Source organism: Streptomyces sp. NPDC004051, from assembly GCF_053604275.1.
The window spans coordinates 18942-42567 of the sequence record NZ_JBSGHG010000030.1 but is presented as its reverse complement, the minus strand read 5'-3'; the positions used below and the strand labels follow the sequence as shown (position 1 = coordinate 42567).

Sequence of the window (23626 nt, the reverse complement as noted above, 5' to 3'; positions counted from 1 at the left end):
CGGCCCCACCGGACACACCACCCGCCCGCTCCGCGGCCGGGCCCGCACGAGCGATACCGCGGCGCTCCGCGCCGCGACCACGAAGATGCGATTCCTCCCAGGGCTGAAGCCCTGGGGTTCCTCGCAAGAATCTGCTGAAGCCACTGGCCGCTTCCGACGTGCCGGCTCAAAGCTCCTGCACCTCGTCGGCCACGGCACACCAAGCACTGTCCAGCAGATCATGCGGCTATCGCATCGAAGCTTCGGGTCAACCGATCCCGTAGAGAGTCGCCAGGTCGACCAGGAGCAGATCGTCACGGCCGGCCGCGGCCTCGACCAGGTCCGGGTAGAAGCCGTGCAGGGAGAACAGGGCCAGCATCGTGCCTGCGGTGTCGTGGCCCTGATCGGTGAGCAGGGTGCGGATGTGCTCCAGGCGCTGCAGGTCGCCGGTGCCGCGGCGGGCGGCGGTGGCCTTGGCCTCGCCGAGGAGGGCGATCCGGGCGCAGGGGGCCTGCGGGCGCTCGCCCAGGGCCAGGGCGATGACGTCGACCTCGTGTCTGGTGCGGGCCGCCGGGTCGGCCACCTCGGTGGTGCCGACCGGGCCCGGCAGACCGCCGGGGAGCAGGGTGTGGGCGTAGCGGCGGGTGAAGGCGCGGGCGAGGTCCTCGAAGTGCGGGCCGAGGATCTTGGAGTTGAAGGTCGGCGCGGCGGCCTGCCACGCCTCTTCGGCGAAGCCCTGCTCGACGGTGGCCGCCTGCGGCAGGGTGATCAGCTGGTTGAAGCGGATGACGGGGTCGGTCAGCGTGATGACGGGGTGGCGGGGGCGCAGAATGTCCTGCTCGCGCTGGATGTAGCCGGTGGACTCCAGGACGTCGAGCGGGTGGGTGACGGCGTTGCGCTGCCGTTCCAGGGCCGCACCGATCTTGGTGGGGGTGGTGGCGCCCCGGGCGATCGCGGTGAGGATGTCGTAGTAGAGGGTGTGCTGGGTGATCCGCGGGTCCTCGCGCAGCAGGTACTCCGTCTCGGTGCGCGAGTACACCGCCCGGCCCGGGTCCAGGAGCGTCCGCGTCAGCCAGGCGGCGAAGCCGTCGCTCGGGTGCGGGCGGGCCGCCACCGGCCGGTAACCGGGAGCGCCGCCGAGGACGGCGTGCACCCGCAGGGCGGTCAGCGGGTCGTCGATCTGCCAGAACTCGCGTGCCGCCCGGTAGTCGAAGGCCCCCAGCCGCAGATCGATCACCGCACCGCCGCGCAACGGCTTGGTTCCCGACAGCAGTTCGTGCATGACGCTCATCGCGGACCCGCACAGGACCAGCCGGGCCCCGGGCCCACCCGAACCGGTGCCGCGCTGGCGCTCGTCGTAGAGCTGCTGGAGCAGACCCGGGATCTCGGGCGAATGCTGCAGGAGACACGGCAACTCGTCGATCACCAGCAGCGGAGTCCGGGAACGCGCGGTGACGTCGAGGGCGTTGGACAGGACCTCACGCCAGTCGGCCAATCGCAGTGTGCCGGGCTGCAGGCCGGCGTGGGCCGCGATGGCGTCACTGAACCGCCGGAGCGCCGGAAGCCGCCCCTCCTCCCGCACCGCGGTGACGTACAGACCCCCGACCCGTTCGGAGAGCGCCTGCAGCAGATACGACTTCCCGTGCCGCCTGCGCCCCGACACGATCCCCAGACCCATCGCCGGATCGGGGTCCGTGACGAACTCGGTGAGCAGACCCCACTCACGATCACGATCGACCACGTCCCGGGGCTTGGCCAGCATGCCCTCGTCCACCGGAACTCCCCATCAGCCTGGATCGACCAACGACCTGTCTAAGTGCACTCAGACGGAATCCGTCCAGCCCGACTTTCCTGACGCCGGGCAGCAGACGTCGCTGACAGTGATCGTCGCAGACCCGTGTCAGCTGCTCCCGACAAGGCCGTCATGGGGCCGCGGCACCTGGCTCCGGCCGGTCGCGCCAACGGAAGTCGAGCGTCACGTCTCATGGCAATGCATGCGGGGCTGCGCGGGACAAAGACGCGGCGAGCAGAGTCCGCACAGACAGCAGGATCCACATGTGGCACTCGTCACCGTCGGCCAGGGGTGACCCCCAGCATCCACCGGTCAGGTCCTGGCAGGCCGGCACGGCCCGGCCGGTGAGGGGGGGCGACCGGTACGCAGATCTCGGCCGGGTCTTCGCCGAGGAGTGCTTCTCCTCACCGTCCGGTACGGGGAGCCGGGCCAGGTAGGAATCGTGGGCGAGCGCGAGGTCGGCGCCCCCGGAGACGAGGTCCGTACACCACTCGCCCGTGGCGCACCGCATACAGCAGGCGGCCCCTCCTCCGGACAGGAAGGGCCACCTGGTCATGGCTGTTTCCGCATACGCCGACGGCTACGCGGGGTCCAGCACGGGCCGCTCGGGGAGCCCACCGTTCTTCTCGCAGCGCAGCTCCTTGGCCATGGCCAACGAGACGGAGTGGGCCACGGTCGCATAGGCGTCCTTCAACGCCTCGACGTCACCCTCGGGCTCCCTCCACACATCCCAATGCTCCACGCCGATGACGATGTGGGCCAATCCCAACGAGTCGGGCAACCGCGTGCCCCGGCACGCGAAAAAGACGTACGCCTTGTCCGCCGCCGCCACGGCCAGCTCCCCCATCTTCAACTCGGTGAACTCCGGGGCCGAGGGGCCCGTCGGGGCGCTGTACCTCAGATCCCAGGTGATTCTGAGGTCGAAATCCGGCATGCCGATGGGCGTATAGACACGGCAGACGTCCTCTCTACCGACGGTGGTGTCCGGGTACGCCTCGACAATGTCCGCCGCGGCCTGCGCGATGGTGTACTCCTCCCCCGACGCCTCGAACCGCGACATCCCCGTGATCACCTTCAGCGCCCGGGACGCCTCGGCGGACACCACCCTGCCACCGCACAGTTGTGTCCCCGCAACGATCTTGTAGTCCTTCGGAGTCTTCGGAGTTCCATCCACCTCTCCGCCCCCTCCACACCCCGTGGCCCCGAAAAACAACGAGCCAGCCACGGCCGCGGCGAGGAATCCCCCACGCACCGACCTACGACTGATCACTGTCCGCATCCTCACGTGTCCTCGGCCGCCCACCGGCCTCAACCGGTCTCCGGACCGTTGCCCTGCTGCCTCTGCCGGTCGTTGCCGACCCCGTAACCGAGCAGCATCGACTCGCAGCCCCGGCATCCGGACCGCCCCCGCCCCGCGCGTACTGCGGCCCCCTAGATCCTGCTCGGACTCGGTTTTCGAGGAGGGCTTCTCCACTTTGTCCGGTACGGGGAGCCAGGCCGGGTCGGGATCGCAGGCAAGTGCAAGGGAGGCGGCCCCTCCTCCGGACAGGCAGGGCCGCCTGCTCGTGGTCGTTCCCGCGTATATCGACGGTCACGCGGGATCCAGCACGGGCCGGGCGGGAAGTCCGCCGTCCTTCTCGCAACGCAGCTCCCTTGCCATCGCCAGTGAGACGGAGTGCGCCACGGTCGCGTAGGCATCCTTCAACACCTCGACGTCGCCCTCGGGCTCCGTCCACACATCCCAATGCTCCACGCCGATGACGATGTGCCCCACTCTCGACGACTTGAGCAACCTCTCGCTCCGGCAGGCGAACTGGACGTACGCCTTATCCACCGCCGTCACGGTGTCCTCTCCCATCTTCAGCTCGGTGAAGTCCAGGGCCGGGGGGTCCGTCGGGGCGCCGTCGACCAGGTTCCAGGTGATTCTGATGTCGAAATCCGGCGTCCCGATAGGCGTGTAGACACGGCAGACGTCCTTGGTCACGGTGGTGACCGGGAACGCCTCAACCACAGCATCCGCAGCCTGCGTAATAGTGTCCTCTTCCCCCGACGCCTCGAACCGCGACGTCCCCGTAATCACCTTCAACGCTTTGGAAGCCTCGGCGGACATCGCCTTGCCACCGCACAGTTCCGTCCCCGCGACAACTTTGTAGTCCTTCGGAGTTTTCGGAGTCCCCTCCACCTCTCCATCCCCCCCGCAACCAGTAGCTCCGAGGAACAACGAGCCGGCCACGGCTGCGGCAAAGAGCCCACGTACCGACCTACGACTGTTCACTGTCCGCATCCTCACGTGTCCTCGGCTGCCCACCGGCCTCAGCCGGTCTCCGGGGCATTACCTTGCTGCTTCGCCCGGTCATTACCGACTCCGTAACCGAGCAGCATCGATTCGTGCAGGTCCTCCCTGAACGCACTGCGCTTGTCCACACCGTTGCTATGCAGGAACTCCTCCTTCGGAGCCTCGGCCAGACGCTCACCAGCGAAGTAGATCTTCTCCTTCTCCTTGTCCGAGAGCTCCTCCACCTTCTCCTTGTGCTCATCCACCGAGTTGTCGGAGATATCACCGATCACCTGGCCGATGACCTGTTCGGCAGCGCCGCTGGCGGTGTCGGTTGCCAGTGGGACGAGTACCGCGGCCGCGCCCACGGCCGCGGTGGCGGGTAGGAAGGCGACGCCCGCCGCGATGCCCGCCGTGGCCCCGAACTCGATCCAGCCCGCCCTCTTGGCGACCGCCTTCTCGTAGTCCTCGTGGAGCTTGAGGTTCGTCGCCTCCACCTGGTCGGCCCGAGCCTGGTCGAGCATGCCCTGCACCTCGGCGCCCACGCGCACGGCCGCCCTGGCGGGGCCCTCCTTAATCGTTCCGTCCGGGCCCACCGCCTTCTCCTCCAGGACACTGCGGGTGTAGACCTGCTCCGCGGTCGAGAGCGTCGCGTAGGCGTCCGGGTGCTGGCCCAGGGTGCTGAGGAAGCCCCGGACGACGCTCCGCCCGTCCCCGTCCGCGGTGTCCGCGAAGTCGATGCGCCCCTCCGGGTTCCTGCCCGGCGCGAACACGCTGCCCTGTTCGTTCTTGGCCAGCGCCCAGTTGATGTCGTCGATGTAGCCGGCGCCCATGACGCCCAGGCTGTCGGCCATCACCTCGTGTTTCTTGAGCAGTCCCGGCTCGTCGCCGTACTTCTCCATGACCTTCTGCATGACCGCGGCGTTGTCCGCGTCCCGCACCACGCCGGGGTCCGGCTGTCCGGCCGGGTAGCCGAGGGTCGCCGCCTCCAGGGCGTGCCCGAGGGCGTCGGGCATGTGACCGACCGACGCCTCGACACCCTCCAGGTCGTTCAACTCGGCGTCACAGAACGGTTCCCACTTCTCGTTGCCGAAGAAGTCGAGGTAGTTGTCGATCGCCTCGCCGTTCTCGTCCTTCCCCAGGCCGGCCGTGGCACCACGGTTGACCGTGCCGTCCTCGTTGTACGCGGTCGGGGGGTCGGCGAAGAACCTCTTCGCCGCTTCCGGACTGTTGCCGAGCGCCTCCAGCATGGCGGTGACCGGGTCGTAGCCGGCGCCGTTCACGCCGGAGGGGTTGAACGGGTTCCTGGCCGTACTCCCCATCCCTCTGTTGGTGGTGAACAGGTCCGGGTCCTTCTGGTGCAGCTGCGCCACGTGTTCGGCGATCGGGTTGAGGAACCTCGCGTCGTAGTCCCCGTGCCGCATGATCCCGCCGAGCAACTGGTACCCGAACGGCCCGCTGTGGTCGTACCTGCTCAGCGGGATCTGCTCCGTACCCAGCTTGCGGAGCTCCGGGCCCCACTTGTCGGTGAACGCCTTGTCGTGGGAAGCGGTGGCCAGGTTGAGGCCCAGGTTCCTCTGGAGCTCCTGGACGTCCTTGAGCCGCTCCGGGTCGACCTTGCCGAGCTCGTGCGTGTCGGTGGAGAGCTGACCGAAGAACGCGAGTGCCTTCTCCGGGCCGAGCTTCTCGTAGAAGCCCTTGGCGAACCCCAGCGACGAACTGTTGTCCTTCAGAAGCTCGTTGAGCTGCTGAAGTTCGGCGTGCGTGATGTCCCGGCCCTTGGCAGCCAGGGTGGCGGCACGGGCGGCCTCCTCCTGGTCCAGCTTCGTGTATGTCGGAGCGCTGAAGTCCTTGCGGTCGGTGACGTTGGCCTCGAGGGTGTTCTTGAGGGCGAGGTCGGTGTCGTTGCAGTTGTCGACGATGAGGTCGATCTTCTTCTGCCACGCCGCGGCGTTCCGCTTCTCCTCCCGCAGGAGCTCGCTGTAGTCGGGATCGCGCCGCGCCAACTCGTTCTCGGACAACGGGTGCTTCACAGTGACCTTGCCGTTGCCGTCCACGCGGATGCCGGCCGCGGGCCCCTCGTTGTCCCGGATGTCGACCAGGTCGTCCCTGGCTTTCTTGATGGCCGCGTAGCCCTCTTCCAGGATCCGCTTCACGCCCCTGGCCTCGGCCGCGGCGTCCGTGAACTCCTTGGCCGTCTTACCGATGAACGCCTTGGTGACCCCGGCGTTGACGCCCTCCCAGGCCGCCCTGTCCGCCTTCGTCTTCATCCCGTCGGCGGCGGCGGTGGCGAGCTTGTCCAGCTTCCCCGCCATCTCCGACCAGTCGTCGACGGCGGCCTTCAGCTTCGCCACCGGGGCGTCGACGATGTCCTCGTACTTCAGCATGCTGAGCGCTCCCCCGAGCCCTAGTTCATGTATTCCGTGAGCACGGAGATCCGCGTCAGCTCTCCCTCGATCTTCGCCTCGTCCTTGGCGTGCTGGGCCTTGCTGTAATCGAGGTGATTCGAGATCCGCGCGCAGGCGTCCAGCAGCGTCTTCAGGTGGGTCTGCCATAAGTCATGCACCTTCAGCACGGCCGAACCACTCACGAAGTTCCCGTTGGTCAGCGCCGTCGCCGCCTCGAACGTGGAGGCACGGGCGATGTCGCCCTCCTTCGCCAGCCGACCCAGCAGGTCGTACGCGTCATTGCCGATGGCGCCGAGGTCGTCCCGATTGACCACCAGGTCGGCCCCACCACCACCGCCTCGGCCGCCGTTTACTGGAATGCTGTTGGTCTGCATGGCAGTCCGCTTGGCCGCCGCCGCATACAGTTCGGCCCATTCCTGCTCGAACGTCATGCATTTCCTCCAAGTCCATCCGGGCAGGCCACTCTCCCGTACTCGCACGGCCACCGACCTGATCACCTGTCACTTGCATCATCGCCCGTCCACGGGGCGGCCGGCAGTTGATTCCCCCGAAACCCGGCCGACAACGATCAAATCCCGCCAGGGTCATGCCCCGTGGAACCGTCCCCTTCCCGCCTACCCGAAGAGGGCAGATGCGGCTCCAGATGGTGTCCCGCCGGATGGTGCAGGGGGATCTGCCCGGTGCCGACTCTGCAGGGCCGGGGACGGGGACGGATGCGGTGCGGAAAAGCGTGAGCAGTCGGCGGGCAAGTGTCATCAGAGCGCTCACATGAGCCCCATCAGGACAGTGGCGGCCAAAGTGCTCACGCTTTCGGGACGGTGTGTCACGCCCCGGGCCCGGGTGCCTGTCCGGCATCGCATACGTACGAGGTCGCGACAGCCCCGGGCAGTCGCGGAAAGCGTCCGCCCGATCAGTAGGCCGACACGCCGCCACTTGTCACGCACCCGGAAGGCCCTGACGTCGACGGGAACCCGCGGATTCCCGCCTTGTGCCCCTGCACCACTCGGCGGGGCGCCATACCGATCACTGTGTGGAAGTGCTGGTTGTCGAAGCGCTCGGCCCTCCCCGGCCTTCGGCCGAGGACGCCCCCACCGCGGTGGCGAGTTCGCCACGGCTGCGGGACCCGCCACGAGGACGGAGCCCGCAGCCGGTTGTTCGCCGGACAGAGGTCAGCCGCTGACCGTGATGTTCGAGCTTCCGCTGCTCTGGTAACCCTCGGTGGCCATGATCATGTAGTACCTGAACTGGCCCATGTTCATGCCCGCGCGCGCCCAGGCGTCGAAGTGGTTGCCGGTGGTGATGGTGCCGGAGCCGCTGGTCACCTTCGACTGCCGGACGCTCCAGTACTGGTCGAAGGTACGGGTGCCCTCGACGGAGGGGGCGTTGTACCGCGTCGTCTTGTAGATGTCGTACGTGCCGCCGTCGCTGTGGACGGTGCCCCTGTACTCACCGGTGGGCCGGTAGCTGCCCCAGTTGTCGACGATGTAGTACTCCACCAGTGGGTTCGACGTCCAGCCGTAGAGGCAGCCGTAGCCGTTGCCCGACGGGTTGAAGTAGCCGGTGTAGCGGACCGTCCTGCGTCCGCCGGTGTTCCAGCCCTTGCCGGCGACGAAGTTGCCGCAGTTGGTCCACCGGGTGCTGTAACTGCCGCCGCCGTTGAGCGTCATGGAGACGGAGCCGCCGCCGTCGGTCCAGAACGAGTAGTACATGCCGTCGTAGCCGGTCTGGTTGGTGGTGATGGTGGTGGCGGCGTGGGCGGTGCCGGGCAGCAGCAGTCCGGACGCGGTGGCGAGCGCGACGGTGCCGGCGCCGCCGAGGAAGCCTCGTCGGCTCAAGCTGCTGAAGGGAGCGGGGTTCTGCTGGATCTGGTCCTGCTGAGTGCCGTCCTGCTGCATGCGTCCTCCCGATGAAGGCTGGTGGGGGGCGGGCGGCTTCTGCTGCCCGCGGCCTTGCGTGGAACACGGCTGGGTCGCCCGTCGTCGTGCCGCAACGACCGACCGCCACCCTCGGTCACATGTCGCGAGGGGAACGGGGGTCTCCTGCCGTTCGGTGGCCACAGTTTTCGTAGAGCACCATGACCCTGTCAACGCTTTCGACATTCTTTCGGAAATACTTCTTCAACCAGAAGAGATCCAGGTGAGCGCGTTTCCGCTGTTCAAGCCACCTTTTATGCGAACCTCTGCGAGGGGAGGAACGAGACAAGGAAGTGACGTAGCGCAATCATGTTCCCGATGTTCGAAACTTTCGAACCGGCGTGGACGCGACTGCGGCGGCCTCCACCGGGAACAACTGCACGCGAACGGCCTGGCCCGGGTCACCGCGTACGACGCGGCGAAATGCGCGTCACTTCCCGACCCGGACCGGGCCCTGATGCGGCACGTGGAGGAGGTCGCCCGCCTCGTCGCGGACCGTCGCGAGCAGTCCGGTCCCGGCGACGGCGCGGACGCGGCCCTGGAACACGCGCGGATCCTCGTCCGCGCCGCCGACCTGGTGACGCGCCCCTTCGACCCCTCGGCCGGTGAGGAGAGAGTGTTCGCCGCGCGTGACCGCTACATGGCCGAGGCCGTCACCCGGCTCGTGGACGACGCCCCGAAGGCGCGCGTCATGGTCTGGGCGCACAACGGCCACATCGCGAAAGGCACATACGGGGAGCAGGTCCCCGCCCTCGGCAGCAGGCTCCGCGAACGGTACGGCGACGCCTACTACGCCCTGGCCCTCTTCTTCGGCAAGGGGTCCTTTCTCGCCCGGCGCGGCGACGACCTCCAGGGCCCGCCGATACCGCACCGCATCGGCACCGGCATCCGTTCCCCTGGAGGCGCGGCTCGCGGACGCCGTACGCGGCGACTACTACGTAGCGGTAGCGCCACCGGGTCAGGAGTCGTATAGCAGCCTATTTCCGGGTCATAGTGGCGAAACAGGTTGCAGTGCAGGCCGGTTTCGGGGTCGCAGGCACAGGTGTCCGCTAGGTCTGGTTCATTATGTTTTCACGGGTCAGTGAACGGAGGTCGAAGGCCCGCCGAAGCGGTCGATGCCGCCCCGCCAGGGCAGCATCTCCTCGAAGTCGCAGGCGGCTACAGCGGGAACGCCGGATTCCCACAGCGTTGTGAGAATTCCGCTGACCAGTGCCACTACGGAATCGCCTGGGGTATCCGGTTCCGTTTCGACCTCGATCACCGTGGGCCATCCGATGAAGTCGGCGGCAGCGCCCGCATCGGGGTTCCGGCGGACTTCGACCTCCGCATGGGAGATTCGCCAGAGATGTTCGCGGGTTTCTTCACCGAGAAGGGAGGAAATTTTTTCCCCGGCTTCTGACGGATCTACCCCCTGAAGGAACACCTTGCAGTATGTGTCGATGTCGTCGGACATGTTCATGGAACCTCGATGAAGGGTGGATTGTCGAAGGGGCCCCCGTGTCTGATGATCGACACGTCGACCTCCATTCCGAGGGACGCTTCGAGTTGCTTACGTACGCCACGCAAGCCAGCTTCACCTGCCTGGATCTTACCGGTTTCGATGGCCCATTGCATGGTTCGTTCTTTGGCGCTGTCCGGGTTCGGTGTGCCGAACCGCTCTCGGATCAGCTCGTCGAAACGCTCGGGAGTGACCCGGATCGCGAGATCGATGTCGGAATCCGGTCGGGCGGTGCCAGCCGCGCGACTGCCTTGGACTGCGATGTCGTCGCCGAGGTGGCCGGCGCCTTCTCGCACGATCCGCCCGAGCTCTTCGAATTGTTCGAGAGTCAGACCCTGAGGTACTTCGCGGGGCTTGTAGGGTGACAACCCGAGCGGGTCGGATGTTTTGTGCGGATTGCGCACGTAGGTTGCCGGATTGGGTGCGGGGGCGAGGCCAAGCGGATCCGGGGTGACGTAGCGGGCAGTGGCCGGGTCGTAGTGCCGGAAGAGGTTGTAGTGGAGTCCCGTTTCGGGGTCGTAGTACTGACCCGGGAAGCGGAGCGGCGTGTAGGCGGTTCCGGAGCGCGTCCAAGCTGTGGCTCCCCAAAGAGTGCTTCGGGTGCGCCAGGCAATGTCGCCGGACTCGTCGACGAGTTCGGTGGGGGCGCCGATCAGGTCCGTCACGATCGCGAAGAACCGCCGGTCCACCTCGGCCTGACGTGTGTCCGGTGTGAGGATGCGTTCTGTCTGGGCGAGAGGAGCCAGGCCACGGTGGTCCCAGGTGAGAGCCACAGGATTCGGCAGGTCATCTGCGGTCGTCGTCTGTTCACATAGCGTCATTCCGTCCCAGGTGAAACGGATCTCCTCGACCACCGTCTCGCCGTCCTCCGCGAGACGGTGTTTGGCTGTACGCCGGCCCAGTGGGTCGTAGGTATAGCGCCACCGGGTGCCGTCCGGAGTGATCACCGCGGTCAGGCGGTCCTCGGCGTCCCACTCGTAGTGCCAGGTGTCGGGCTTGCGGGACAGGCGTGTCTTCTGCCGCATCACGATGCGGCCGAGAGCGTCGTGCTCGAAGCGGATGTTTCCGGCCCGGATGATGGTGGTCCCGGCGTAGGCGCGGGCCCCCGTGGCCTCATGGCCGGGGTGGGAGGCCGGCCATGACGCCTCGGTCTGGTTGCCGACGGCGTCGTAGGCGTAATGCTCGGTCCAGCCCTGGGCGTGCACCGCGGTGACTCGGCCGACCGGGTCGAGGTCGAAGGTGCGGGGCCCCGACAGTTGGTCGGAGACCGCACTGAGGTGCCCGTCGGCACGGTAGGCGTAGGTGCGGCGGTTGAGAGTGCGGCGGCCGACCGCGAGGTGCTGGGAGAAAAGACGTCCGGCCTCGTCCCAGGCGGAAGTGAACGTCAGGGTGCCGCCGAAGACGCGCTGGAGCTCCCGGCCCGCCTCGTCGTGGGTGAAGGCGATCTCATGCCCGCCGGAGATCACTCGGGTGGGGCGTCCCGCCGCGTCGTAGGCGTAGGTGGTGACCACCCCCGTGGGGGTGGTGCGCCGGGCCCGGCGGCCCGCCGCGTCGTAGGCGAAGTCGAGTGCTCGGCCGTCGACCAGCTCGGTTTTGAGCAGACCTCGCCGGTCGTAGCGTCGGACGAGCTCGCCGTCCGGCCCGGACGCCTGTACCAGCCGTCCGGCCGGATCGTGGACGTAGGTCGTGACGCGCCCGGCCGCGTCCTTGCGTGTCATCCGGCCGAGCTCGTCGTAGGTGTATCGGATGGTTCCGCCAAGGCGGTCGGTCCGGGTGACGAGCTGCCCAGCGGCGTCCAGCTGATAGGTGACGGTGCGATCGTCGAAGTCGGCTTCGGAGACCAGGCGTCCGGCCGCGTCGTACTCGTAGGTCCAGGCGAGCCCCTGCGGTGCGGTTACACGGGTGAGCCGGAGATCGGCGTCGTGCCGGAACTCGTAGCGCGCGCCGTCCGGACCGGTGCGTGCGGCGAGGAGGTCGAAGTGGGTGTACTCGAAGCGGGTGACTCCGCCGGCCACATCGGTGTGGGTCAGGCAGTTGCCCTCGCCGTCGTATGTCCAGGAGTCGGTCGAACCGTCGGGACGCGTCTTGACGGCGAGTTCGCCGTCGGCGGTCCAGGAGTACCCGGTGACGGCGCCCACGGGATCGGTGACGCGGATCTCTCGGCCGAGAGCGTCACGCTCGATGCGGGTGATGCCGCCGGCCGGGTCGATGATTTCGACCGGCAGCCCCGCCGTGTCGGAACGCATCCTGGTGACGGCACCCAAAGGGTCGGTGACGGCGACGAGACGGCCGTGGTCATCGTATGCGAGGCGAGTGGTGTGGCCGGAGGGATCGGTGATCGTCGTTCGGTTGCCACGTTCGTCGAACTCCTGGCGCCACCGTGCCCCGTCCGGGCCGACGAGCTCGGTCGGCAGGCCGAACGGGCCGCGTGTGATGCGCAGTTCGCTTCCGTCGGGCCGGATCACGCCGGTCAGTCGGCCGTCGTGGTCGTACGTGTGGGCGGTGGTGGCGCCCAGCGGGTCGGTGCGGGTGAGCAGGTTGCCGTGGGTGTCGTAGGTGAAGCGGGTGGTGTGGCCCAGGGGATCGGTGGTGGCGGTCACCCGGCAGTGCGCGTCGATCAGGTGGCGGGTGGTGCGGCCGGCGGCGGTGGTGAGGGTGGTGGTGCGGTGGCCGGTGTCCGGGTCGGGTTCGGTGTAGGTGAGGGTGATCTGAACGTGGCCGGCTTCGCCGCCTTCGGCGATGACGCGGTTGCGGTCGTCGTAGGCGTAGTCGTAGCGGCTGTTGTTGGAGTCGATCCAGGCGGTGACGCGGCGGTGGTCGTCGTAGGCGAAGGTGGTGGTGGCGCCGGAGGGTTTGGTGACGGTGGTGAGGTTGCCGTCCTGGTCGTAGCCGTAGGACATCAGCGGCAGGTCGGCGCCGTTCTCGCCCGCGCCGGCCAGGACGAGTGCGGTGATCCGGCCGTCGGCGGTGGTCAGCTTCATTCGGGAGCCGGCCGAGTGGACCAGGGCCGTCGGCAGCCCGTCCTCGGTGCGGTCGACGGTGATCGTGTGGCCGTTGCGTTCGGCGACGGACATCAGCCAGGCGTCGCCGTCGCCACCGGGTTCGCTGCCGGCCGGGGCGGTGAAGCGGCGGACCAGACCGGTGTCGGGGTCGGTGAGCGTGTAGTCGCCGTCCGCGTCACGGGCCAGCAGGGTGCGGGCGGGGCCGGACTCGGGACGGGTGGGGGCGCCGGGGACGGGATGCGGATAGGTGATCAGCAGCCCGTCGGGGGTGACGTGGAGGACGCCGACCGGGTCGATCTCCAGGCGTTCGTCGACGGTGGAGGTCCAGGACGGCCCCAGGAAACGGCCGGCCGTGCAGCCCGACTCGGTGCGGCGGGTGAAGACCAGCGGCAGGATGCCGGGGATGTCCACGTCCGTCTGGGGCAGGAACATGCGGCCGGAGGCCAGGTCGACGGGGTCGGTGCCGTCGGTGGTGCGGCTGCTGTCGGGGCGGTTGTGGGTGCCGTCGGGCGCGTCGTCGACCAGCCGGCGCACCCGCGCGGCGTCGGCCGCGTCCGCGGCGATGCGCACGCCCTTGACGGCGGCGCCGCCCCCGCCGGTGGCCACGGTCAGCGCGACGTCCGGCAGCAGACGGCCGAAGCCCTCGTAGGGGTCCTTCATGAAGTCGCTGACCATCTGCTTGCCGGTGCCGACCGGGTCGTTGGCGGCCAGCACCAGGCCGGAGGCCAGGCTGTTGAGACTGGTGGCGTACTCGGCCGGGTGGGTGAGGTTGTACGGGTCCAGCGGGTTGATGCCCCGCACGAAGGTGAGCAGCCCGGCGGTGCCCTTGATGATGCCGCCGCCGACGTGGTCGCCCATGATCTGCAAGTCCTGCAGACCATCGCCGAGCTGCTGCGTGTACGACGGCTTCTCCGGAGCCGTGTCCCGGGCCGCGCGCACCGCGCTGCGGGCCGTCTCCGCCGCGGTGTTGCGCTGCTTGCGGGCCTCGGCCAGGATCTCCTGCGCCTCGCTCATCAGCTTCTTGCCCGGGTCGTCGAACGTCGGCGCCGGGCAGGGCGGGAGCGTGGACGGATCGCGCTTGTCGGCGGGCAGGGCGTTGTAGCGGTCGACGGCCTTGTTGTACGTGTCGACCTTCGTGCGGTGGGCGTCGGCGGCGTCCTCGGACGCCTTGACGCCGTCCTTCCATTTGTCGATCGCCGTCTGCGCCTGTCCCTGCGCCCAGGTCACGGTGGAGGCGAACGACTCCAGGGCGCCGGCCGCCTTCTCGCAGGCGTCGGCACCGGTGAACCACTTCGGCGGCTGGGTGCTCACCGCCTTGCGCAGCGCCTCGGCCGTCTCGCCCTTGAGCTGTGAGGAGTCCAGGCCCTTCAGCCCCTCACCGGCGTCGTCGAACGCCTTGTGGAAGGCGCGGAGTTTCTCAGCGGTGGAACGGATCTTCTCCGGACTGCCGTAGACCAGTTTGGTCTTGTCCTCGGTGTCCCCGAGGTCCATCTCGTCGACCTCGGCGCCCATCCGGTTCGCGACCGAACGCGACTGCTCGCGCACCCAGTCCGCACCCGACTCCCAGCCGGCCTCGTCCAGTCGGTCCGCGGTCCAGTTGCCCGCGCCCTCGACCCGGTCGCCGAGCCACTCGACACCGTCCTCGACCGCCTCCTCCACCGAGTCCGGCGTGATGTCCTTGATGAAGTCGCCGATGCCCACGCTCAGTTACCCCCGTCGCCGCCCTGACCGCCCTGTTGCTGCGCCTGTTGAGCACGTTCCTCGGGCGACGGGCCGAACGTGTCGTCCAGCGCCCGGTTCCACTCGCCCTCGTCGATGCCCAGCGCCTCGTTGAGCATCTGTGACTGCTGTCCGCCCCTCCCCTCCGTGAGCAGCGAACGGCCGGTGTCCTTCCAGGTCTGCTCGATCTCCTCACCGGCCCGCTCGAACGACTCGCGGCTCCAGTCCGGGTCCAGGTAGTCCGGCGTGAACACCTCGCCCCAGCCCTGCTGGGTGATCTCCTCCTCGGAGGCATGCGGGTTGCCGCCCATCAGGGCGTTGACCCCCACCTTCAGCGATCCCGCGACGTACTGGTCGTGCTCCCACAGGGTGCCCGCCGCCAGCCCCAGGCGGTTCGCGATCTGGCCGGCGTCGTTCACCAGGGCGCGCACGCCCCACTCCCAGCGCTCGCAGAAGTCCTCGAAGTCCACCGACAGGCCGTGGTGCCCGGCCTCCATCCCGGTCATCGACAGCCCGGAGAAGCCCTTGCCCATGATCGAGCCGGTGGCGCCGCCCAGGTCGCCCAGCCCGTCGATGGTGGCGCCCACCCCCTTGGTGAACCTCGCCACCGACGCCGCATCGAGATTCAGGTCCACGTCCTCAGCGGCCACGCCCGTCCCCCTCCCCGTCCGAGCCGACGTCGACGGCGTCGACGGCAGCTTCGTCGGGCACGATCCCGGTGACCGGCGGGAAGAACATCGACCCGTCCTCGTCGGCGATGTCCACCGCCAGACCGACCGGCTCCCCCAGCCCCGGCACGATCTCGTCCACGATCCGGGCCCCCAGCAACGCCGCGTACTCCAACGGCCGTTCCGTCATCCCGCGTTGCTCCGCGAAATGGGCCAGCGCCGTCTCGTCCGTGAAGGCACACACCCACCGCACCCCACCCGAATGCGCGCTCCACAGGCGGCCGTCGACGGACGGAACCAGAAGCACCGACCGCCGCATCTCACCCACCAGCGCCCGAGGATCGCCAAGCCCCGCCCGCTGCTCGGCTATTCGCTCGGCCAACGCCGTCCTGGGCTGCTCCACGACCCCTCCCTCGTCACGATGCCAAAGGTGACTGACGGCACCGTAGAACAGACGCGCGTGAAGGGGGCGGTGGTTCTCGTGAAACTCGACCGGGCCCCGCCAGGCTCCGTTGATCTGGGCACCGAGGTTCACGGGATCTGAACCGCACCGACGGCGACGCGCCCCTGCGAACGGAGGCCGGTGCGCCGGACGCAGGGGGATCACTCCGGTGTGTCCCACACGGCACGCCGGACGAACGGCGAGGCCCGCGCCGCCACGTGGGTCGAGCGCGAGCCGCGTGCCGGTTCCCGGAGCGGGTCCTCGGAGCTCAACCGTTGGACACCTTCTCCTCCTCGGCCTCGTCGGCCGCTCAGCACCTTCGAGGGCCTCCGCTTCCGACGGCCACCACCTCCGACGCGACCCGCCCGGTAAGCGACCTCGACATCCTGGAACCGCTCGCTCGGGCGGACTGAGGGCCCACAACACGCTCCTGAAGCCGCATCAGGAACGGCGTCGATCGAGCGTCAGGTTCCCGCGGCCGGCCCCGTCGGTATCGCCTCCCCCAGATCCCCAGAGACGCATCGGACTTCCGACACATACGGAACCGCAGGTCATCGGCCCCTTCGGAAGAACGGCGGGGCGCTTCCGGGTCCCACGTGATGATCCGCAAACACGTCGAAGTGGATCACCACACGACGAAACTGCGGGACGCGGGGCACCGTGATCAAGATCTGACGGGAGCCGCCCAGCTTCCCGCCAAGGGCCAGGAGTCCGGTCTCACCAAGCCGCTCAGGCAGACGACGACCACCGGCAGGACGGTAGCTTTCTCACTCCTGGGTCTTCCAGATCTTCGTCGTCGTTGGCCGCATCGGTCCGGGCGTCAGCCGAGCAGGATGCGCCGACGGGGTAGCGCGTGGCCGGAAAGCGTCCGCGGGCGCCCCGCTTGCCGCCCGGCGTGAAGTGCTACTGCCGCAGTCACCGCATCCGCGCATGGTCAGCCTTCTCCATGCCGAGCGGGCCTCCGAAGCGCGCCGGCCGAACCGGCTGCACAGCGGTACCCCACTGGGTCGCTTCCCGCGTCGTGGTGCGGGGGATCCAGCGTCACGCGTTCCGGCACACGGCCCCAGACCGATCTCCGTAGAGGCGGCAGTCCACGAGACGCCCCGCCGAGGCGAGTTGAACCCTCGGGATGGCGGATACGCCATCCCCGACCTGCGGATTCCGACGTGCGACAGAAGGTCGAACACTTCCTCGCTCCCTCGTCGACGTCGACACATGGGCGGCACGTGAAACCCGCGTCATCCGTCCGCCGCCGGCATCGACAAGGACGGGCCGGTTACCGACCTGACCAGCCCGGCGTTCAGCGTCGGCTCCCGGTTGCCGCCGGAGTCCAGATCTGGGACCGGCCAGTGTGCCGGTGGAAGAACTTGCTGAAGTGGGTGGGGCTGGGGAAGTCGAGCCGGTCGGCGATACGGACGACGAGTTCGGCCGCAGCGTCTCGGCCACCCGCTTCACCGCCCGCCCCGTCCCTGACAGCCGCCCGTGTCTGCGCACCACCCCACCTGAAAGCCCGTCAGGACGAGCGTCATTCCAGCGTCAGGACTTCCAGGACGCCCCGTCCGCAGACCAGGCAGCAATCAGCCACCGCACCGGAAAAGCCCAGGCCGGAGTCCATGGGGCCAAGCCGTCACGCCTCGAACTGTTTCCACCGGGGAAAGACGTCGAATTCATCCCCCGCTTCCACAAAACCGCAGGTCAGCGCCCCTTTCCCGCAGGCTCAAGGATCGCCACGCACTCCACGTGGTGCGTCATCGGGAACAGGTCGAACACGCGCAGCATCCGTACCCGGTACCCGCCGTCCCGGAAGTACGCCAGGTCGCGGGCGAGGGCGGCCGGGTCGCAGGCGACGTAGGCGATGCGGCGGGCGCCCAGGGAGGTCAGGTGGGCCACGGTCTTGCGGCCGGCGCCCGCGCGGGGCGGGTCGAGGACGACGAGGTCGACCTCGGTGATGCCGGTGCGGGGCAGGACGGAGTCGACCTTGCCCTGTTCGATGCGGACGCGGGGGAAGTCGGCGAGGTTGTGCCGGGCGTCCTCGACCGCGCGCTTGCCGGACTCGATGCCGAGGACCGCGCCCTGCTCGCCGACCCGGTCGGCCAGCGCGCCCGCGAACAGGCCGGCGCCGCAGTACAGGTCGAGTGCCGTGTCGCCCTTGCGGGGCAGCAGGCCCTGCATGACCGCGGTGACCAGGGTGTCCGCCGACTTCGGGTGGACCTGCCAGAAGCCGCCGTTCGCGACCCGGTGGGTACGGCCGTCGGCGCGTTCGCGGACGAAGGGGCGGCCGTGGACGCGGTGCACCTGGCCGTTGCGTTCGTCGATGCGCAGGACGGAGACGGGACGGTCCAGTTCGACCAGGGGCAGGCGGGCGCCGGGTTTCGGGGTCAGGACGACCTGGCGGTCCTGCGAACCCGTCGCGGCGATCGCCTCGACGGAGTCCATGCCCGTCCAGTCCCGCTTCTCGATGCCCAGCTCGCTGACGCCCTCCGCGGCGATCATGCAGTGGTCGATGGGCTCGACCTCGTGCGAGCGGTGCCGGCGCAGTCCCGCGCGGCCGTCGGCGGTCACCGCGTACTGCACGCGCGTGCGCCATGCCGGGACCTGGCCGGCGGGGAGTTTGTCGCCCTCGGCGGGGACCACCGTGCCGTCCCAGCCGACCTCCTCGGGCGTGAGCCCGGCGAGCCGCCGCAGCTGCTCGGCGACGACCTCGCCCTTCAGCCGCCGCTGCGCTCCCGGCTTGACGTGCTGCCAGTCGCAGCCGCCGCAGCGGCCGGGCCCGGCGTACGGGCAGGGGGCGTCGATCCGGTCCTTGGAGGCGTCGAGCACCGTCACCGCGTCCGCGCGCAGGAAGCGGGCCCCTTCCTCGCCCTCGGTCACCCGCGCGACGACCCGCTCGCCGGGCAGCGCGTGCCGGACGAACAGCACCTGTCCCTCGGACGTACGGGCGATGCAGTGACCGCCGTGGGCGACGGGGCCGACCTCGACCTCGTACTCCTCCCCCACCAGCGATTTCCTCGGTTCTGCCTGCATGGCGGGGTGACTCCACAACATCGGGGGCGAAAGTGCGGGCGGCGGCCCGCGACAACAGCCGTCCAGTCTACGTGTGCGGGAAGGAGTCCTTCGACCGCTCCGCCGGACCGCGCCGCACCGCGCCCGGCGCCGACCAGTTCGCCCGCTTGCGGGCGCGCCGCCTGGCCGCCTCGGAGGACTGCAGCTGGTACGGCACCGAGGTCACCATCACGCCCGGGGTGAACAGCAGCCGGCCCTTGAGCCGCAGCGCGCTCTGGTTGTGCAGCAGCTGCTCGTACCAGTGGCCGACCACGTACTCGGGGATGATCACGGACACCACGTCCCGCGGCGATTCCCTGCGCAGGTTCTTGACGTACTCGATGACCGGCCGGGTGACCTCGCGGTACGGGGAGTCCAGCACCTTCAGGGGCACATCGATGCCGCGCCGTTCCCACTCCTCGTGCAGCGCCCGGGTCTCCGCCGCGTCGACGTTGACGCTGAGCGCCTCGAGGCTGTCGGAGCGCATCAGCTTGGCGTAGGCGAGGGCGCGCAGGGTGGGGCGGTGGATCCTGGAGACCAGGACGACCATGTGGACCCGGGACGGGCGCACCATGTCGTCGCTCGGCTCCTCCGGTGCGGCGACCTCATCGGCGACGCGGTCGTAGTGCCGGCGGATCATCGTCATCGTCACGTAGAAGACGCACATGCCGAGCAGCGCGACCCAGGCGCCGTGGGTGAACTTGGAGACGAGCACGACGACCAGGACCAGGCCGGTGAAGAAGGCGCCGAAGGCGTTGATGGCCCGGGAGCGGATCATGTGGCGGCGTTCGGCCTGCTCCTTCTCGGTGGCCAGCAGGCGGTTCCAGTGCCGGACCATGCCGATCTGGCTGAGGGTGAAGGACACGAACACGCCGACGATGTAGAGCTGGATCAGGCGCGTCGTGCTGGCGCCGTACACCCACACCAGCACGCTTGCGGCGGCGGCCAGCAGCACGATGCCGTTGGAGAAGGCGAGCCGGTCGCCGCGGGTGTGCAGCTGACGCGGGAGGTAGCGGTCCTGGGCGAGGATCGAACCGAGCAGCGGGAAGCCGTTGTAGGCGGTGTTCGCGGCGAGGAACAGCACCAGCGCGGTGGCGCCGGCCAGGAGGAGGAAGAGCAGGCTGCCCTGGCCGAACACGGCTGCGGCCACCTGCGAGATCACCGGATGCTGTACGTAGCCCGGGCCCAGCGGTACGCCGTCGTGGAAGAGGTCCGTGGCCGGGTTCTCGGCCAGGCGCACCCGGGTCGTGCCGGCCAGGACGATGATGCCGCAGAACATGGTGACGGCGAGCAGTCCCATCATCGCGAGCGTGGTCGCCGCGTTCTTGGACTTGGGCCTGCGGAAGGCCGGGACGCCGTTGGAGATCGCCTCGACGCCGGTGAGCGCGGCGCAGCCGGAGGAGAAGGCGCGCAGCAGCAGGAAGAACAGGGCGAAGCCCGCCAGGCCGGGGTGTTCGGGCTTGATCTCGAAGTCCGCCGTCGGCGCCCGCATCTCGTCGCCGAGCACCACGCCGCGGAACGCGCCCCACGCGATCATGATGAAGACACTCGTCACGAAGACGTACGTCGGGATGGCGAAGAGCGTGCCCGACTCCCGGACGCCGCGCAGGTTCATCAGCGTCAGCAGTACGATCACGGCAATGGCGCAGGCCACCTTGTGCTCGACCATGAACGGGATCGCCGAGCCAAGGTTCTCGACGCCGGCGGAGATCGACACGGCGACGGTGAGGACGTAGTCGACCAGCAGGGCGCTCGCGACGGTCCGGCCGGCCCTGGAACCGAGGTTGGTGGTCACCACCTCGTAGGCACCGCCCCCGCTGGGGTAGGCGTGCACGTTCTGCCGGTAGGAGGCGACCACGGTGACCATCAGGGCGATGATCGCGAGCGCGATCCAGGGACTGAAGTGGTACGCCGACAGACCGGCGACGGAGAGGACGAGCAGGACCTCACCGGGTGCGTACGCCACGGACGACAGCGGGTCGGAGGCGAAGACGGGGAGTGCGACGCGCTTGGGCAGAAGCGTTTCGCCCAAGCGGTCGCTGCGCAACGCGCGCCCGATGAGAATGCGTTTGGGCACGTCGGTCAGTTTGGACACAACTGAGGATCGTATGCCTTCGAACACGGGGACTCCCGTCCGCCGCTCACATCCATACGGGTTCCGAACGGGTTCCAAACGAGTTCCGAACGGGGCTCGCGCCGCGGGGGCGGGCGCCTCTGCTCTCCGGGTGAAAACACGGGGTGGTGGCGCTGCGGGTTCCGCGGGAGACGCCGGTTCCATGCCTATATGACTGGGCGATGACCGGGCCCCGTCCGCTGCCCTCCGTGGAGGTTCCATGCACGCGTCCGCCGAACTGATCGGTGCCGTGACCGCGCTTCTCTGTCTCGGGATCCTGGCCCTGGCGAGCGTGCGCAGCATCACCCGCCGCTGATCGCCCCGCCATGCCGATACGTTGGACCCGGACGCCCGGACGCGGCCCCCCGCACGCTGCGACCGGAACCCCCGGAACCCGGAGCACCGGAGCCCCGGAGGACGTCGGAAGCGCTCCGCCCCGGCATGATGTTGCCCGGCGGTCGGCACTCAGGCCGCCACGGGTTGCCCGGCGAGCCGAAAGAGGGACATGAGCACGATGGTCATGAAGATCGACGGGCCTGCAGGAAGCGCGGTGTAAGGCGATGCATATTGTCATCATGGGTTGCGGAAGGGTGGGTTCCGCCCTGGCCCAGACCCTGGAGGGGCAGGGGCACACGATCGCCGTGATCGACCAGGACCCGACCGCCTTCCGCCGTCTGGGCTCCGCCTTCAACGGCCGCCGGGTCACCGGGGTCGGCTTCGACCAGGACACCCTGCGCGAGGCGGGCATCGAGGAGGCCGGCGCCTTCGCCGCCGTCTCCAGCGGGGACAACTCCAACATCATCGCCGCGCGGGTGGCCCGTGAGATGTTCGGCGTCGAGAACGTCGCCGCCCGCATCTACGACCCCCGGCGCGCGGAGGTCTACCAACGCCTGGGCATCCCCACGGTCGCGACGGTCCGCTGGACCGCCGACCAGATGCTGCGCCGGCTGCTCCCCTCGGGCGCGGAGCCGTTGTGGCGCGACCCCACCGGCGGGGTCCAGCTCGCCGAGGTGCACACCTCCCCGGCCTGGGTGGGACACAAGATCAGCAAACTGCAGGACCGGACCGGCGTCCGCGTGGCCTTCCTCACCCGGCTCGGTGAGGCGATCCTGCCCAGCTCCCAGACGGTGTTGCAGGAGGGGGACCTGGTGCACGTGATGATGCGCACCGACGAGATCGACCGGGTCGAGGCGGCGTTCGCCAAGGGTCCCGAAGAGGAGGGCGGTCACTGATGAGGGTCGCCATCGCCGGAGCCGGCGCCGTCGGCCGCTCGATCGCGGGCGAGCTGCTGGAGAACGGCCACGAGGTCCTGCTCATCGACAAGGCGCCGACCGCCATCTCGGTCGAGCGCGTTCCGCAGGCCGAGTGGCTGCTCGCCGACGCCTGCGAGATCACGTCCCTGGACGAGGCCGCGATCCAGCGCTGCAACGTCGTCATCGCCGCGACCGGAGACGACAAGGTCAACCTGGTCGTCTCCCTGCTGGCGAAGACGGAGTACGGCGTCCCGCGCGTCGTCTCCCGGGTGAACAACCCCAAGAACGAGTGGCTGTTCAACGAGTCCTGGGGCGTGGACGTCGCCGTCTCCACCCCGCGCCTGATGTCGGCCCTGGTGGAGGAGGCGGTCAGCGTCGGCGACCTGGTCCGGCTGCTGCGCTTCAGCCACGGTGACGCCAACCTGGTCGAGCTGACCCTGCCCGAGGAGTCGGCGCTGGCGGGCACCCGGGTCGGCGACGTCCAGTGGCCCCAGGACACCTCACTGGTCACGATCATCCGTGGGACGCGCGTTCTCACGCCGACCCGGGAGGACTCCCTGGAGGCGGGCGACGAGCTGCTCTTCGTGGCCGCCCAGTCCCGCGAGGAGCAACTGGAGGACCTGCTGTCGGTACGCCGGAACGACGCGGCACGCTAGGGCCCGCCCTCCGGCGGCTGTACGTGCGTGGGGGCGCCCGGTGTTCTCCGGGCGCCCCCACGCACGCACGCGGCTGCGGAACTCGGACTCAGGGGCGGCGGTGCCGGCCGGTCGTCGACCCGCCGTTCCCCGCCGGCCCGGCCGTCTCCGCCTCGCGGGCGGCCCTGCGCTCCTCCTCGGCCCGCTCCTCCGCCTCCATCTCCGCGAACACGTCGATCGGCGGCGGTGCCTTCGCCAGGAACACCCACGTCAGGTACACGGCGAGCAGGAACGGCGGGATCTTCAGGGCGACCAGCACCCAGCCCAGCTGCGTCGTGTCCGCCCACCAGTACAGCGGGAACAGGATCGCGCTCTTGCCGAGCAGGATCAGTCCCCAGGCCCAACTGGCCTTGGTGTACGCCTTCTTGCGGCCCGGGTTGCGGGTGCGCCAGGAGAGGTTCTCCCGGAAGACGGGGCCCAGCATCAGTCCGATCAGCGGGACACCGGCCATCGCGGTGATGATGTAGGCCAGGGCCAGGCCCAGGGTGTAGAGCATGCCCGGCAGGTAGAAGTCCTTGGCGTTGCCGGTCATCATCGCGAAGACCACACCGAAGCCGACGCCGAAGACACCGCTGAAGGCGTGCTTGACGGTGTCCTTCATCACCAGCCGGACCACGACCATCACCAGCGACACGGCGAGCGCCGCGATCGCCGACATGTGCAGGTCCTTGTTGATCGTGTAGATGCTGACGAAGAGGAGTCCGGGCAGCACCGTCTCGACCATGCCCCGCACTCCGCCGAACGCCTCGAACAGGGCGGCCTCGGTCACCGCCTTGGCGTCGTCGGCAGATGTGTCTTCGGTCGTCGGCTTGTCGAGTGACGTCACC

General features: G+C 69.0%; 16 protein-coding genes. 3 read left to right on the top strand and 13 right to left on the bottom strand.

The annotated features are described in order from the left end of the window. Nucleotides 1–247: 247 nt before the first annotated feature. From ACWEQO_RS25920 to ACWEQO_RS25895, 6 genes are all read right to left on the bottom strand, one after another. Complete coding sequence (locus tag ACWEQO_RS25920) at nt 248–1741, bottom strand: AAA family ATPase (RefSeq protein WP_452985439.1); 1494 nt, start codon at nt 1739–1741, stop codon at nt 248–250. Between the two features lie 610 nt (nt 1742–2351). After that, complete coding sequence (locus ACWEQO_RS25915) at nt 2352–3050, bottom strand: hypothetical protein (RefSeq protein ID WP_452985412.1); 699 nt, start codon at nt 3048–3050, stop codon at nt 2352–2354. A gap of 312 nt (nt 3051–3362) precedes the next feature. Beyond that, a complete protein-coding gene (locus ACWEQO_RS25910) occupies nt 3363–3953 on the bottom strand; it encodes a hypothetical protein (protein ID WP_452985411.1) in 591 nt (196 codons plus the stop codon). 131 nt (nt 3954–4084) lie between these two features. After that, the gene (locus tag ACWEQO_RS25905) at nt 4085–6433 is read right to left on the bottom strand and encodes a hypothetical protein (protein WP_452985410.1); all 2349 of its coding nucleotides are present in this window, start codon (nt 6431–6433) and stop codon (nt 4085–4087) included. A 20-nt stretch (nt 6434–6453) separates the two neighbouring features. Next, nucleotides 6454–6885 (bottom strand): hypothetical protein, encoded by a 432-nt coding sequence (locus tag ACWEQO_RS25900; RefSeq protein WP_452985409.1) that lies wholly within the window; start codon nt 6883–6885, stop codon nt 6454–6456. 738 nt (nt 6886–7623) lie between these two features. Then, nucleotides 7624–8349 carry a glycoside hydrolase family 11 protein gene (locus ACWEQO_RS25895; protein WP_361455417.1) on the bottom strand — a complete coding sequence of 242 codons (726 nt, stop codon included), beginning with the start codon at nt 8347–8349 and terminating at the stop codon, nt 7624–7626. A 475-nt stretch (nt 8350–8824) separates the two neighbouring features. Between ACWEQO_RS25895 and ACWEQO_RS25890 the strand changes: the two genes are divergently transcribed. Then, the gene (locus ACWEQO_RS25890) at nt 8825–9340 is read left to right on the top strand and encodes an erythromycin esterase family protein (RefSeq protein ID WP_452985408.1); all 516 of its coding nucleotides are present in this window, start codon (nt 8825–8827) and stop codon (nt 9338–9340) included. A 105-nt stretch (nt 9341–9445) separates the two neighbouring features. Here ACWEQO_RS25890 and ACWEQO_RS25885 read toward each other — a convergent pair whose 3' ends face one another. From ACWEQO_RS25885 to ACWEQO_RS25860, 6 genes are all read right to left on the bottom strand, one after another. Then, entirely contained in the window at nt 9446–9820 is a 375-nt protein-coding gene (locus tag ACWEQO_RS25885; RefSeq protein ID WP_361455420.1) for a hypothetical protein, read from the bottom strand. 2 nt (nt 9821–9822) lie between these two features. Then, complete coding sequence (locus tag ACWEQO_RS25880; RefSeq protein WP_452985407.1) at nt 9823–14568, bottom strand: putative T7SS-secreted protein; 4746 nt, start codon at nt 14566–14568, stop codon at nt 9823–9825. Between the two features lie 2 nt (nt 14569–14570). Continuing rightward, the gene (locus tag ACWEQO_RS25875) at nt 14571–15236 is read right to left on the bottom strand and encodes a hypothetical protein (RefSeq protein WP_452985406.1); all 666 of its coding nucleotides are present in this window, start codon (nt 15234–15236) and stop codon (nt 14571–14573) included. Next, nucleotides 15226–15657: a hypothetical protein gene (locus tag ACWEQO_RS25870; RefSeq protein ID WP_452985405.1), complete on the bottom strand. Its 432-nt coding sequence runs from the start codon at nt 15655–15657 to the stop codon at nt 15226–15228. The genes ACWEQO_RS25875 and ACWEQO_RS25870 overlap by 11 nt, the downstream gene beginning before the upstream one ends. A 1734-nt stretch (nt 15658–17391) precedes the next feature. Beyond that, complete coding sequence (locus ACWEQO_RS25865; RefSeq protein WP_452985404.1) at nt 17392–18720, bottom strand: class I SAM-dependent RNA methyltransferase; 1329 nt, start codon at nt 18718–18720, stop codon at nt 17392–17394. A 67-nt stretch (nt 18721–18787) separates the two neighbouring features. Beyond that, nucleotides 18788–20833 (bottom strand): APC family permease, encoded by a 2046-nt coding sequence (locus ACWEQO_RS25860; RefSeq protein ID WP_361455459.1) that lies wholly within the window; start codon nt 20831–20833, stop codon nt 18788–18790. 578 nt (nt 20834–21411) lie between these two features. On the opposite strand from ACWEQO_RS25860, the gene ACWEQO_RS25855 reads away from it, so the two are divergent. After that, nucleotides 21412–22083 (top strand): potassium channel family protein, encoded by a 672-nt coding sequence (locus ACWEQO_RS25855; RefSeq protein WP_361455462.1) that lies wholly within the window; start codon nt 21412–21414, stop codon nt 22081–22083. Further along, nucleotides 22083–22760 carry a potassium channel family protein gene (locus ACWEQO_RS25850; protein WP_361455465.1) on the top strand — a complete coding sequence of 226 codons (678 nt, stop codon included), beginning with the start codon at nt 22083–22085 and terminating at the stop codon, nt 22758–22760. The genes ACWEQO_RS25855 and ACWEQO_RS25850 overlap by 1 nt, the downstream gene beginning before the upstream one ends. 88 nt (nt 22761–22848) lie before the next feature. Here the strand turns inward: ACWEQO_RS25850 and ACWEQO_RS25845 are convergent, their stop codons facing one another. Then, nucleotides 22849–23625, bottom strand: coding sequence for a DUF3159 domain-containing protein (locus ACWEQO_RS25845; protein ID WP_361455468.1), 777 nt, complete (start codon nt 23623–23625; stop codon nt 22849–22851). Nucleotide 23626 lies beyond the last annotated feature (1 nt).

Coding starts and splice junctions, on each gene's coding strand:
- ACWEQO_RS25850 (WP_361455465.1), top strand. CDS start 22,083: ATGAGGGTCGCCATCGCCGGAGCCGGCGCCGTCGGCCGCTCGATCGCG.
- ACWEQO_RS25885 (WP_361455420.1), bottom strand. CDS start 9,820: ATGTCCGACGACATCGACACATACTGCAAGGTGTTCCTTCAGGGGGTA.
- ACWEQO_RS25915 (WP_452985412.1), bottom strand. CDS start 3,050: ATGCGGACAGTGATCAGTCGTAGGTCGGTGCGTGGGGGATTCCTCGCC.
- ACWEQO_RS25865 (WP_452985404.1), bottom strand. CDS start 18,720: ATGCAGGCAGAACCGAGGAAATCGCTGGTGGGGGAGGAGTACGAGGTC.
- ACWEQO_RS25855 (WP_361455462.1), top strand. CDS start 21,412: ATGCATATTGTCATCATGGGTTGCGGAAGGGTGGGTTCCGCCCTGGCC.
- ACWEQO_RS25905 (WP_452985410.1), bottom strand. CDS start 6,433: ATGCTGAAGTACGAGGACATCGTCGACGCCCCGGTGGCGAAGCTGAAG.
- ACWEQO_RS25895 (WP_361455417.1), bottom strand. CDS start 8,349: ATGCAGCAGGACGGCACTCAGCAGGACCAGATCCAGCAGAACCCCGCT.
- ACWEQO_RS25920 (WP_452985439.1), bottom strand. CDS start 1,741: ATGCTGGCCAAGCCCCGGGACGTGGTCGATCGTGATCGTGAGTGGGGT.
- ACWEQO_RS25900 (WP_452985409.1), bottom strand. CDS start 6,885: ATGACGTTCGAGCAGGAATGGGCCGAACTGTATGCGGCGGCGGCCAAG.
- ACWEQO_RS25890 (WP_452985408.1), top strand. CDS start 8,825: ATGCGGCACGTGGAGGAGGTCGCCCGCCTCGTCGCGGACCGTCGCGAG.